Below are 12759 nucleotides of genomic sequence, written 5' to 3' on the forward strand. Positions count from 1 at the left end.
CAGGCCCCACATGGATCAGTCGGCGGTCAACACGCCTCGGCGAACCTGATCGCGCTCGATCGACTCGAACAGCGCCTTGAAGTTGCCCTCGCCAAACCCGTCATCGCCCTTGCGCTGGATGAACTCGAAGAACACCGGGCCCATCAGGGTTTCCGAGAAGATCTGCAGCAACAGGCGCTTGTCGCCTTCGATGGACGAGCCGTCCAGCAGGATGCCCCGCGCCTGCAGTTGATCCACCGGTTCGCCGTGGTTCGGCAGGCGACCTTCGAGCATTTCGTAGTAGGTGTCCGGCGGTGCGGTCATGAAGCGCATGCCGATCTTCTTGAGTGCGTCCCAGGTCTTGACCAGGTCGTCGGTGAGGAACGCCACGTGCTGGATGCCCTCGCCATTGAACTGCATCAGGAACTCTTCGATCTGCCCGGCGCCCTTGGACGACTCTTCGTTCAGCGGGATGCGGATCATGCCGTCCGGGGCGCTCATGGCCTTGGAGGTCAGGCCGGTGTATTCGCCCTTGATATCGAAGTAGCGCGCTTCACGGAAGTTGAACAGTTTCTCGTAGAAGCCGGCCCAGTAGGCCATGCGCCCGCGATAGACGTTGTGGGTCAGGTGGTCGATGACCTTGAGGCCGGCACCTTGGGGGTTGCGCTCGACGCCGTCGAGGTAGACGAAGTCGATGTCATAGATCGAGCTGCCCTCACCAAAACGGTCGATCAGGTACAACGGCGCGCCGCCGATGCCCTTGATGGCCGGCAGGTTCAGCTCCATCGGGCCGGTTTCGATATGGATGGGCTGGGCACCCAGCTCCAGGGCGCGGTTGTAGGCTTTTTGCGAGTCCTTGACGCGGAACGCCATGCCGCACACCGACGGGCCATGCTCGGCGGCGAAGTAGGAGGCGATGCTGTTGGGCTCGTTGTTGAGGATCAGGTTGATCTCGCCCTGGCGGAACAGCTGGACGTTCTTGGAGCGGTGATTCGCGACTTTGGTGAAGCCCATGATCTCGAAGATCGGCTCCAGGGTGCCCGGGGTCGGCGATGCGAATTCGATAAATTCAAAGCCCATCAGGCCCATTGGGTTTTCATAGTGGTCGGTCATGGCCGGCGCCTCATCATTCTTGTGGGTAGCAATTGGTTATTTGCGAGCAAGGATGAGGTCGGAGGGCGGCGCGCAGGAAAGGCCTCGCACACTGCGGGCGAGGAAGTCACCAAAGATGAGGGGGGAGCCGAGTAGCTTCATGGTTACATCAGTCTCTGACGGCCGAGGCTTGCGTGAGCGCAAGTCCATATTCTTGTATGCGTAAATCGATTCTACACAGCGTAACTGCGTTTGTCCGTACTCTTATCAAATCCCCATTGCCCTGGCCTGTGCAAGGGGTTTGTTGCACAGGTAGATGCCCAGCAGGATGATGGCCCCGCCCGCCAGCATGGGCGCCGTCAGTTGCTCCCCCAGCAGCAAGGCACCGCAGATCACCGCCGTCAGTGGGTTGAGTGCGATAAACACGCCGGAGCGCGTCGCGCCGATACGCCGGATGCCGTCGTAGTAACCGATATACGCCAGCGCCGAGCCCAACACGCCGAGGTAGGCCAGGCTGAGCCACTGGGTGAGTTGCAAGCGGCCGAGCGCTTCTACGCTGACGCTTGCGGTGACAAACGCGGTGCTGATCAACATCAACGTGCCCAGCAGCACCGACCAGGTGACCGTCTGCAATGGCCCCAGGCTTTGGTTGAGCCCACGGGCACACAACGAATAAACGCCCCACCCTGCCACGCAGCCAAGGATCAGCAGGTCGCCGATCCAGGCATCGGCGGTGGCCTGCAGCAACTGCGGGTTACGGCTGACAATGACCGTCCCGGCACCGACTAGGCACAACAGGATCCCCAGCAGCTTGATCCGACTCAGCCGCTCCTTGAATAACAGCCAGCTCGCCAGGCCGATCACCGCCGGGTTCAACGCCACGATCAACGAAGCCCGCGACGCATTGATGTACTGCAACCCATAGAAGAAGCACAGGTTGTAGAAAAAAATCCCGCAGAAGCCCAGCACCGCCAGCTGCGCAAACTGCCGAAGGTTCGGGCGTAACAGTCGAATACGCGCGCAGGCCATGAACAGCAACAACGCCAGGCTGGCGAGGATAAAACGCAGGCTGGCGGCCAGCAGCGGATTGAGGTGGTCGGCCAGGAAGCGCCCGGCGACAAAGGTACCGCCCCAGATCATGGTGACGGCGGCGAGTTTGCAATAAGTCAGGTAGTCGGAGGCGGGATGCATGGGGATGGCTCTAGGTACGGGGAGAATTGGCGTATTCTTCAGCTAATAACTATTCATCGTAAAATGAGCTTTCACTCATGACCCTGACCCAATTGGAAATCTTCTCGCTGGTCGCCGAGCTGCAGGGTTTTACCAGTGCGGCCCACCGCCTGGGCATCAGCCAGTCGGCGGTGTCCCATGCCATCAAGGCCCTGGAGCAGGAACTGGGTGTGGAGCTGTTTCGGCGCCACCAGTCACTGGTAGAACCCAGCGACATCGGCCGGCAATTACTCGGACGTGCCCGTGCCATGCTCGGCCTGGCCAACACCCTGCAACAAGAAGCGGCCGATGCCCGGGGCATGCGGCGCGGTACCTTGCGCATCGGCTCGTTCGGGCCGACCGCGTCGATTCGCCTGCTGCCCACCATCCTCAGCGAGTTTCGCAGCGCCCATCCGGGGATTGAGGTGCATGTGGACGAAGGCCCCGACCGCCAGGTGCTGCAGTGGCTGGATGAGCGACGGATCGATGTGGGCTTTGTGGTGCTGGAACAGGAGCGCTACGACACCTTTACCGTGTTCGAGGACGAGCTGGTGGCGCTGCTGCCGGCAGATCATCCATTGGCTGCGCGGGACACGCTGGCCCTGCAGGACCTGTGCGACGATGCCTTTATCCTGACCGAAGCCGGCTCCTCGGAACTGGTCACCCGCCTGTTCGACGCCAGACAACTGCGACCAAGGATTCGTTACCGCTGTGCACAACTGCTGAGCACCCTGGAAGCGGTCAGCCGTGGCGATGGCCTGAGCATCGTCGCCGAAGCGTCGCTGCCCCAGGCACTTGATCCGCGCTATGTGAAGCGACCCCTTTCGCCCCGTGTGCCGCGCCAGATCGGCCTGGCGGTGCTGGATCGTCGGCAGTCGTCACCGGCCACCGTGGCCTTTATCGAGATTGCGCAAAGCCTTGTCAGGGCGAGCAAACTCCAAGCGGGCCATCTATCATCGGAACATTCCCCGCCGGCCTGCCGGTAAAGCCCTCCCCCTGCGCAACAGGCCTGAACCCATGCCCCTCACTGTCAAAGGCCCGCGAAGACTTCTCACCCGCTATGCGATCAGCCTGTTGGCGGGTGTGCTGCCGATCCTGCTCGGTGCGGCCATCCTGTATTGGCAAGCCGAACGCACCCTCGAACAAAGCACCGCGCAAACCGCCCAGGAAGCCGTACGTCAATTCGACCTGATGCTCGACAATACCGCCCTCGCCGCCCAGGCCTTGCTGCCCCTGGCCGGACAGCCGTGTGACAGTGGCGCGCAACTGGCGCTGCGTGAACAGGTCACGCGCCGGCCGTTTGTGCGGGCGACGACCTTGTCCTGGCAGAGAAACATTTATTGCAGCTCCCTGTTCGGCAGCAACTACGAGTCACCGGTAAACCCGGATGACTACGTCGATGGCCGCCTGTGGCTGATGAACGGCAACCCGGTTACGCCGGATACCGCGCTGCTGGTCTACCGCCTGGTCGACGGCGACAAAGCGGCGTTTGCCTCCATCGACGGCTATCACCTGACCAACGCCCTGCGCCTGATCAGCCGCTATGCGCAGCTTGTGCTGCACGTCGGCCCTCACTGGCTCGGCGCTGATGGCAACGTGCACGACACTGCAGTCCCGGTATTTGCCGTGGCCCATCATCACCTGGCGTCCGAGCGTTATCGCTACAGCGTCGACGCCGGCATGCCGGCCGGTGAAGTGTGGCGCTATATGCAGGCACGTTACCCGGCGCTGTTCAGCCTGGTGGTGTTCTTTGGCGTCCTCGCGGGCCTGCTTGCGCACTGGCTGCAAAAGCGCTCCTCGGCGCCCACCCATGAGCTGCAACGGGCGCTGGGGGCCAATGAGTTCATCCCGTACTTCCAGCCGGTGGTGCGCGGTGACACCCGCGAATGGGCCGGCTGCGAAGTGCTGATGCGCTGGCAGCACCCCAAGGAAGGCCTGGTCCGGCCCGATCTGTTTATCCCGCTGGCCGAACATTCCGGCCTGATAGTGCCAATGACCCGTGCCCTGCTGCGCCAGACCGCCACCCAACTGGCGCCCCATGCGACGCAGTTCAGCCCGGGCTTCCATATCGGCGTGAATATCACCGCGCGCCATTGCCACGACCTTGCACTGGTGGAGGATTGCCGTGAATTTCTCGCCGCCTTTGCGCCGGGCCAGGTGACCTTGGTGCTGGAGCTGACCGAGCGCGAGTTGATCGAGCCCACGGATATTACCCGTCGACTGTTCGACGCCTTGCATCAACTGGGCGTGATGATTGCCATCGATGACTTTGGTACCGGTCACTCCAGCCTGGGTTATTTACGTAACTTCAATGTGGACTACTTGAAGATCGACCAGAGTTTTGTCGCCATGATCGGTGCCGATGCACTATCGCGGCATATTCTGGACAGCATCATCGAATTGTCCGGCAAGCTGGACCTGGGCATCGTTGCCGAGGGTGTAGAGACTGCCGAGCAGTGCGAATACCTGGCCGCTCATGGTGTGGATTTCCTGCAGGGTTACCTGTTTGGAAGGCCTTTACCCTGCGATGATTTCATTAAAAACCTGGCCAGCCATTCAATAGGCACGCACTAGCGGCGTTGAAATAATGTTAATACGACAAAAGACGTGATTTACTCGTGGCGGATTAACTACTACAATTTTTCTTGCCTGTGCAGAACTCGCAGGACGACTTCTTCTGTGAGTCGCCTTAACGCTATTGGCTTATAGCTTTGTCTGTAGTTGACATCAGCCAAATACACTATTGGAGTACAGATTTTGTCCAGACTCGCCGAATTTCGCGCAGCAGAAAAAGCCCTTCAAGAGCAGCTCGCCCAGCTGGAGTCCCTGAAGAACGACGCCGGCCTGAAGAAAGAAATCGAATTCGAAGAAAAGCTTCAAGGACTGATGAAAACCTACGGCAAAGGCCTGCGCGACATTATCCTGATCCTTGATCCAAACCCGGGCAAGACCAGCGCTGCCGCCGCCAGCGCACCCAAACAGCGCCGTGCGCGTGTGGTCAAGGTTTACCACAACCCGCACACTGGCGAACTGATCGAAACCAAGGGCGGTAACCACCGTGGCCTCAAGGCCTGGAAAGAACAGTATGGCGCGGCCACTGTAGACTCCTGGCTTCGCGGCTGATCGCAGCGCACTGACAAAGAGCCCCGCACATGCGGGGCTTTTTTATTCAAGGGTTCGAAACCGAACTTAAATAACATTTCACCTTGTTGAGAATCGACGGGCGAAACCCACTTAAAGTTTGAGGCTGGCGCGCACCGAACTGACTTCATCCTTGCTGGCTTCGTAGGCATCGGCTTGACCCGCGTATGAAAAAACATACGCTTTATCGGTATCTACAGCCCCCACCAATGTTTGCGAAAGGACGTGCCGTCCATTCTCGGTAATCACACAGGTAGTTTCCACGGCCTCAAGGCGACTCAGTGTTGTCGAGTGCATCTTGCTGCATACACTTTGATAACCGCCCTGGGCAAAATCTTTCTGGATGGACTTGCGCATCTCCAGCAATACGCCCTGGAGATTAACGTTATGCCCGGCCTCGATCGGCGTCCCCGTCAACTCCATCACCATCAATGTGTTGCCATTTTCGTCGTTCTTGATCGCACGCTGCCGCGAGACCGGCTGCCGCGTGGCCGGCGCGTCGCCGTCGGGCACCACCTCTTCTACCTGCCAGCCGCTGGGCCAGTGAATTTCCGGGGCGCCCGCCCACACCCAGGGGCTGGCCAACAGCAAACACAGAGCGCTCAACAGCGGTATACGACATTCGATCATTGCAAAAGACACCCAAGGTTCAAGCGACAAAGTGTGAGCCCCGCCACCGGCCGGTCGCAAGACCTGCGCGCGCTTTTTCATTTGGCGCAGCAAGCGGGCCTTGCGTATCATGGCCCGGCTGCACGGACGCCAGCCGCAAGCCAAGGGAACGCTCCTCTTACCTGGAGCCGCGTTTGCCCCATTTTTTTCTGGAGGGCCCATGAGCCTGCACGAACTGAACACCTTCCCGGGCGTCACCGCCCAACCTGACACCGCCACCTCGAACTTCGTGTTCAACCACACCATGCTGCGGGTCAAGGACATCACCAAGTCCCTGGATTTCTACACCCGCGTCCTGGGTTTTTCCCTGGTTGAAAAGCGCGACTTCCCGGAAGCCGAATTCAGCCTGTACTTCCTGGCCCTGGTGGACAAATCCCAGATCCCGGCCGACGCCGCCGCGCGTACCCAATGGATGAAGTCGATTCCAGGCATCCTGGAACTGACCCACAACCACGGCACCGAAAACGATGCCGACTTCGCCTACCACAACGGCAACACCGATCCACGCGGCTTCGGCCATATCTGCATCTCGGTGCCCGATATTGTCGCCGCATGCGAACGCTTCGAAGCATTGGGCTGCGATTTCCAGAAACGCCTGACCGATGGCCGCATGAAAAGCCTGGCGTTCATCAAGGACCCGGATGCGTACTGGGTCGAGATCATCCAGCCAGCGCCGCTGTAAGTTTCAACACATCAAAAAACCCCATGATCACTCATGGGGTTTTTCGTTTCCTGACCTGGGCTTACGCCGGAGCGGAGGTACGGATCAGGTGATCGAAAGCACTCAGGGAAGCCTTGGCGCCCTCGCCTACCGCAATCACGATCTGCTTGTACGGTACGGTCGTCACGTCACCGGCGGCGAACACACCTGGCAGTGAAGTCTCGCCACGGGCATCGACAATGATTTCGCCACGCGGGGTCAATTCCACAGTGCCTTTAAGCCAGTCGGTGTTGGGCAGCAAGCCGATCTGTACAAAGATGCCTTCCAGGTCGAGGGTCTTGAACTCGCCAGTATCGCGATCCTTGTAGGCCAGGCCGGTGACCTTCTGGCCATCGCCTTTGACTTCACTGGTCAGCGCGCTGGTGATCACGTCAACGTTAGGCAGGCTGTACAGCTTGCGCTGCAATACCGCGTCGGCGCGTAATTTGCTGTCGAACTCCAGCAAGGTCACGTGGTTGACGATCCCGGCCAGGTCGATGGCCGCTTCAACGCCGGAGTTACCGCCGCCGATCACCGCCACACGCTTGCCCTTGAATAGCGGACCATCGCAGTGCGGGCAGAAGCACACGCCCTTGGCCTTGTATTCCTGCTCGCCCGGTACACCCATTTCGCGCCAGCGGGCGCCGGTGGCCAGGATCACGGTCTTGGACTTGAGGGTCGCACCGCTTTCAAAGCGAATTTCGTGCAGATCACCGGCATTCTTCGCCGGCACCAGGCTGCTGGCGCGCTGCAGGTTCATGATGTCCACGTCGTACTGACGCACGTGGGCTTCCAGGGCGCTGGCCAGTTTCGGCCCTTCGGTTTCCTGTACCGAGATAAAGTTCTCGATGGACATGGTGTCCAGCACCTGGCCACCAAAGCGTTCGGCGGCAACACCGGTGCGAATACCTTTACGTGCGGCGTAGATGGCAGCTGCGGAACCGGCTGGGCCACCGCCGACGACCAGCACATCAAAGGCCTCCTTGGCGCTGATTTTCTCGGCGGCTTTTTCAATGCCGCTGGTGTCGAGCTTGGCGAGGATTTCTTCCAGGCCCATGCGGCCCTGGCCGAAGTTCACGCCGTTCAAGTAGACGCTCGGCACCGCCATGATCTGACGCTCGTCGACTTCAGCCTGGAACAGCGCGCCGTCGATGGCGACGTGGCGAATGTTCGGGTTGAGCACGGCCATCAGGTTCAGCGCCTGGACCACGTCCGGGCAGTTCTGGCAGGACAGCGAGAAGTAAGTCTCGAAACTGAACTCGCCTTTAAGCGCGCGGATCTGTTCGATGACTTCGACACTGGCCTTCGACGGGTGGCCACCGACTTGCAGCAGGGCCAGCACCAACGAAGTGAATTCATGGCCCATGGGGATGCCGGCGAAACGCAGGCTGATCTCGGCACCCGGGCGGTTGATGGAGAACGATGGCTTACGCGCATCATCGCCATCGGTCTTCAGGGTAATCAGCGTGGTGAGGCTGGCTACGTCCTGCAGAAGGGCAAGCATTTCCTGGGATTTCGCGCCGTCGTCGAGGGAGGCGACGATCTCGATCGGCTGGGTGACCCGTTCCAGGTATGACTTCAACTGAGCTTTAAGATTGGCGTCCAACATACGGGCGATTTCCTATTAATTCGGTTTATTGCAGACAAAAAAACGCCCGAGCGACTGTCGCCCGGGCGTTTTGAGGGCGGATGCAGCTTACTTAAGTGCGGAGTTCCGCCCTTGATACGTCTTCACAGACTTAGATCTTGCCGACCAGGTCCAGGGACGGAGCCAGAGTAGCCTCGCCTTCTTTCCACTTGGCTGGGCACACTTCGCCTGGGTGGGCAGCAACGTATTGAGCGGCCTTGATTTTGCGCAGCAGCTCGGAAGCGTCACGGCCAACACCGCCGTCGTTCAGTTCAACGATCTTGATCTGACCTTCCGGGTTGATCACGAAGGTACCGCGGTCAGCCAGGCCAGCTTCTTCGATCAGGACGTCGAAGTTGCGGGAGATGGTCAGGGTCGGGTCGCCGATCATGGTGTACTGGATTTTGCCGATGGCTGGCGAAGTGTTGTGCCAAGCAGCGTGGGCAAAGTGGGTGTCGGTGGAAACGCTGTAGATTTCGACGCCCAGCTTCTGGAATTCGGCGTAGTTGTCGGCCAGGTCTTCCAGCTCGGTTGGGCAAACGAAGGTGAAGTCGGCTGGGTAGAAGAACACTACCGACCATTTGCCTTTCAGGTCAGCGTCGGTCACATCTACGAAGTTGCCGTTTTTGTATGCAGTTGCTTTGAACGGTTTTACTTGGCTGTTGATGATAGGCATCGTTGACTCTCCGTCAGGGGTTAAGAAGTTGATGAGGTGAATCCTACCCACTCTCTCGGCAGATGGCTCATTGGCAAACCTGATGCTGACGATTGGTTTTCCCTATCAGGTGACGGTATTAATAGAAGAAATCTCAAAGCAGCGGTTGAGTGGCCAATGTCATGCCGAGAAAGGGCGTCGCTTCAACATAGCGCATGGCGGATTTCATGTCGCTCCAGCCGACGTAACTCATCAACGACTTCAAGTCCCACCCGCTGGAATGGGCCCAGGTGGCAAAGCCCCGACGCAGCGAGTGACTGGTGTACTGCTCGGCGGCGATGCCCGCACGCTCAAGCGCCTGGCGCAGCAGCGGTATCACGCTGTTGGGGTGCAAGCCCTCCTCCCCCAGGTTTCCCCAGCGATCGATACCGCGAAATACCGGACCGCGCACCAGAGCCGAGGCGCTGAGCCATTCGCTGTAGGCCTGCACCGGACAGAGGCGCAGCAGCGCCGGGGTGTGATAGGTCTTGCCGAGGTTGTCGCGGTCACTTTTGCTGCGCGGCAGGTACAGACTGATGCCTGCACCGGGTGTTGCCTGCACGTGTTCGATACTTAATCGGCACAACTCATCGCTACGGAAACCGCGCCAGAAGCCCAGCAGGATGAGCGCAGTGTCACGTTTGGCGCGCAGCAACCGCGGTGGGTCATGCGCCTCACTGGCCTCTCGCGCTTCAGCCTCAAGGGAGGCCGCGACCTGCTCCAGATGCCTGAGTTGCAACGGCTCGGCCTGCTTCTCCTGCGCCGGGTGCACGGCGCGAATCCCCTTGAGCACCTTGCGCACCACCGGCGCTTTAGTCGGATCGGGAAAGCCCTGGCTGGTATGCCATTGCGCCAATGCCGAGAGCCGCAACTTCAAGGTGTTGACTGCCAACACGCCGGCATGCGCCACCAGGTAACGCGCCACGCTGTCGCTGGTGGCCGGCAGAAATCCGCCCCAACTGACTTCGAAGTGTTCGATCGCCGCACGATAGCTGCGGCGCGTGTTATCGCGGGTGGCGGCGTTGAGGTAACGGTCCAGATCGCTCATGGGAGGCCTATTCGTACTGCTGGCAGAGGTATAAGCGCTCCAGTCGCTCATGACACGGGATAATACGCCAATATCCCAGCTGTTAAATTATGAATTTTAACGAGTTTTTATTCGTGTTAGAGTATGTATCTACATAATACATACCACAGTACTAAATCGACGGAGACCCCATGGCTCGCGGCGGCATTAATAAAGCAGTAGTTCAAACGGCACGCCTGGCGATCCTTGCCCGTGGCGAGAACCCCAGCATCGACGCGGTACGCATCGAGATGGGCAATACCGGCTCGAAAACCACGATCCACCGCTATTTGAAGGAGCTGGACGACAGCGAAGCCCGCCTGACTATCACCGAAGCGCCGATCGACGACGAGCTGGGTGAGCTGGTTGCACGGTTGGCGCAGCGTTTGAAGGACAAGGCTCAAGAGCCGATTGACCTGGCCCTTGCGCAGTTCGAACAGCAAAAATCCGCCCTGCTCGCCCAGATCGAGGCGCTTGAAGAAGCTCACGGCGAACTCAAGCAACAATTCGATATTCAGGCGGCTGCACTGGCAGAAGAAAGCGCTGCCCTGCAAACCACCAATACCAGTCTGCAAACCGAGCAAACGCGCAACGCCGGGCTCAGCCAGGCCTGCAGCGATTACGAGCTAAGGATCAACGACAAGGACGAACAGATTCGCTCGCTGGAAGAAAAGCACCTGCACGCCCGCGAGGCGCTGGAACACTACCGCAATGCGATCAAGGAGCAGCGCGAGCAGGAGCAACGGCGCCACGAAGGCCAGCTGCAGCAAGTACAGGCAGAGCTGCGCCAAGCCCAGCAAAGCGCAATGGTTCGCCAGGACGAAATCACCCAGCTGCACCGTGACAACGAGCGCCTGCTGATCGAGCACCGAGTGACGGCAAAGGAACTGGCTGCGCTGCAGGAGCAAACCCGCAAAGACCAGGCCCAGCAACTGAAGCTGAGCGAACACGTGAGCCAGATCGACAGCGAGCGCACTCTCCTTCAGGAGCGCCTGCGGGTGGCCTTGCTTGAAAGTGAGTCACGCCAACAAGCGCTGGCTGAGCACGGGCACACCAACAAGCGCCTGGAACTGGAGCTTATGAAGGCCCACGCCACTATCGAAGCCTTGCGCCTGGCCGCCGCCGTTGCAACGGCGCCAGAGGCAACACCGCCAGCCTGATCAGTCGGACACAGGCGTGCGCATGGTGACGAACTCTTCCGCCGCCGTGGGATGCACACCGATGGTTTCATCGAAGTGCTGCTTGGTCGCGCCGGCCTTGAGCGCGATCGCCAGGCCCTGGACGATCTCGCCCGCGTCCGGACCGACCATGTGGCAGCCCAACACCTTGTCGGTGTCCGCGTCGACCACCAGTTTCATCAAGGTTTTTTCCTGGCACTCGGTCAAGGTCAGCTTCATCGGGCGGAACCGGCTTTCGAAGATCTGCACCCTGTGCCCGTTTTTCTTCGCCTCCTCCTCCGTCAGGCCGACCGTACCGATATTCGGCAGGCTGAATACCGCTGTCGGAATCATCGCGTAATCCACCGGGCGGTAGTGCTCGGGCTTGAACAAGCGACGCGCTACGGCCATGCCCTCCGCGAGGGCCACCGGCGTCAGTTGCACACGACCGATCACGTCACCAATTGCCAGGATCGAAGCTTCAGTAGTCTCGTACTGGTCGTTCACCTGGACGAAACCGCGCTCATCCAGTTTCACGCCGGTATTTTCCAACCCCAGGTTATCCAGCATCGGACGTCGGCCAGTGGCATAGAACACGCAATCGGCCTCCAGCACGCGACCGTCTTTCAAGGTGGCCTTGAGGCTGCCATCGGCTTGCTTTTCAATGCGCTCGATATCGGCATTGAACTGCAGGTCGAGGCCGCGCTTGGTCAATTCTTCCTTCAGATGCGTGCGCACCGAACCATCAAAGCCGCGCAGGAACAGATCGCCGCGATAGAGCAACGAGGTCTGCGCGCCCAGGCCATGGAAAATCCCGGCGAACTCAACCGCGATATAACCGCCGCCCACCACCAGCACACGCTTGGGCAACGCCTTGAGGAAGAACGCCTCATTGGAGCCAATCGCATGCTCCCGCCCCGGAATATCCGGAATCTGCGGCCAGCCCCCGGTAGCGATCAGGATGTGCCTGGCCGTAAAGCGCTCGCCATTGATTTCCACCTGGTGCGGGTCAACCAGGCGCGCATGCCCCTCATGCAGGGTCACGCCGCTGTTGACCAGCAGGTTGCGGTAGATGCCATTGAGGCGGTTGATCTCGCGATCCTTGTTGGCGATCAGGGTCGGCCAATCAAAATTCGCTTCACCCAGGGACCAGCCAAAGCCACTGGCTTGCTCGAAGTCCTCGGCAAAATGCGCACCGTACACCAGCAGTTTCTTCGGCACGCAGCCAACGTTCACGCAGGTGCCGCCCAGGTAGCGACTTTCCGCCACGGCCACCTTGGCCCCAAAGCCCGCAGCAAAGCGCGCCGCGCGAACACCGCCGGAACCGGCGCCAATTACATACAGGTCAAAATCGTAGGCCATTTCATTCTCCTCGGCAGGACATCAGCATACCGACTTACATGGGGCTGAAAAACGAAAAAGCCA

12 protein-coding genes are annotated in these 12759 nt (G+C 59.8%); 5 read left to right on the top strand and 7 right to left on the bottom strand.

What is annotated here, in order from left to right; translation table 11 throughout:
* Nucleotides 1-15: 15 nt before the first annotated feature.
* Nucleotides 16-1092, bottom strand: coding sequence for a 4-hydroxyphenylpyruvate dioxygenase (gene hppD / locus BLW22_RS14080; protein ID WP_027606579.1), 1077 nt, complete (start codon nucleotides 1090-1092; stop codon nucleotides 16-18).
* Nucleotides 1093-1338: 246 nt separating this feature from the next.
* The gene (locus BLW22_RS14085) at nucleotides 1339-2262 is read right to left on the bottom strand and encodes a DMT family transporter (RefSeq protein WP_074846823.1); all 924 of its coding nucleotides are present in this window, start codon (nucleotides 2260-2262) and stop codon (nucleotides 1339-1341) included.
* Between the two features lie 77 nt (nucleotides 2263-2339).
* Here BLW22_RS14085 and BLW22_RS14090 point away from each other — a divergent pair, with 77 nt between their 5' ends.
* From BLW22_RS14090 to BLW22_RS14100, 3 genes are all read left to right on the top strand, one after another.
* Nucleotides 2340-3266: a LysR family transcriptional regulator gene (locus BLW22_RS14090; RefSeq protein WP_065927490.1), complete on the top strand. Its 927-nt coding sequence runs from the start codon at nucleotides 2340-2342 to the stop codon at nucleotides 3264-3266.
* Between the two features lie 31 nt (nucleotides 3267-3297).
* Nucleotides 3298-4854 (top strand): EAL domain-containing protein, encoded by a 1557-nt coding sequence (locus tag BLW22_RS14095; protein WP_074846824.1) that lies wholly within the window; start codon nucleotides 3298-3300, stop codon nucleotides 4852-4854.
* Nucleotides 4855-5037: 183 nt separating this feature from the next.
* Nucleotides 5038-5403 carry a histone-like nucleoid-structuring protein, MvaT/MvaU family gene (locus tag BLW22_RS14100; protein WP_027606583.1) on the top strand — a complete coding sequence of 122 codons (366 nt, stop codon included), beginning with the start codon at nucleotides 5038-5040 and terminating at the stop codon, nucleotides 5401-5403.
* A gap of 111 nt (nucleotides 5404-5514) precedes the next feature.
* Here BLW22_RS14100 and BLW22_RS14105 read toward each other — a convergent pair whose 3' ends face one another.
* Nucleotides 5515-6051, bottom strand: a complete 537-nt coding sequence (locus BLW22_RS14105; protein ID WP_065947029.1) for a DUF4946 domain-containing protein — start codon at nucleotides 6049-6051, stop codon at nucleotides 5515-5517.
* Between the two features lie 199 nt (nucleotides 6052-6250).
* Between BLW22_RS14105 and gloA the strand changes: the two genes are divergently transcribed.
* Nucleotides 6251-6772 carry a lactoylglutathione lyase gene (gene gloA, locus BLW22_RS14110; protein WP_053129696.1) on the top strand — a complete coding sequence of 174 codons (522 nt, stop codon included), beginning with the start codon at nucleotides 6251-6253 and terminating at the stop codon, nucleotides 6770-6772.
* Nucleotides 6773-6833: 61 nt separating this feature from the next.
* Here the strand turns inward: gloA and ahpF are convergent, their stop codons facing one another.
* The 3 genes from ahpF to BLW22_RS14125 form a co-directional block, all read right to left on the bottom strand.
* On the bottom strand, nucleotides 6834-8399 hold the full coding sequence (gene ahpF / locus BLW22_RS14115) for an alkyl hydroperoxide reductase subunit F (protein WP_074846825.1): 1566 nt from the start codon (nucleotides 8397-8399) through the stop codon (nucleotides 6834-6836).
* Nucleotides 8400-8529: 130 nt separating this feature from the next.
* A complete protein-coding gene (gene ahpC, locus BLW22_RS14120; RefSeq protein ID WP_003173835.1) occupies nucleotides 8530-9093 on the bottom strand; it encodes an alkyl hydroperoxide reductase subunit C in 564 nt (187 codons plus the stop codon).
* Between the two features lie 133 nt (nucleotides 9094-9226).
* Nucleotides 9227-10159 (bottom strand): site-specific integrase, encoded by a 933-nt coding sequence (locus BLW22_RS14125; RefSeq protein ID WP_065927486.1) that lies wholly within the window; start codon nucleotides 10157-10159, stop codon nucleotides 9227-9229.
* 170 nt (nucleotides 10160-10329) lie between these two features.
* Between BLW22_RS14125 and BLW22_RS14130 the strand changes: the two genes are divergently transcribed.
* The gene (locus BLW22_RS14130) at nucleotides 10330-11337 is read left to right on the top strand and encodes a DNA-binding protein (protein WP_074846826.1); all 1008 of its coding nucleotides are present in this window, start codon (nucleotides 10330-10332) and stop codon (nucleotides 11335-11337) included.
* Here the strand turns inward: BLW22_RS14130 and gorA are convergent, their stop codons facing one another.
* Nucleotides 11338-12696, bottom strand: coding sequence for a glutathione-disulfide reductase (gene gorA, locus BLW22_RS14135; RefSeq protein WP_074846827.1), 1359 nt, complete (start codon nucleotides 12694-12696; stop codon nucleotides 11338-11340).
* Between the last annotated feature and the right edge of the window lie 63 nt (nucleotides 12697-12759).

Source organism: Pseudomonas marginalis (assembly GCF_900105325.1).
Classification (GTDB): domain Bacteria; phylum Pseudomonadota; class Gammaproteobacteria; order Pseudomonadales; family Pseudomonadaceae; genus Aquipseudomonas; species Aquipseudomonas marginalis.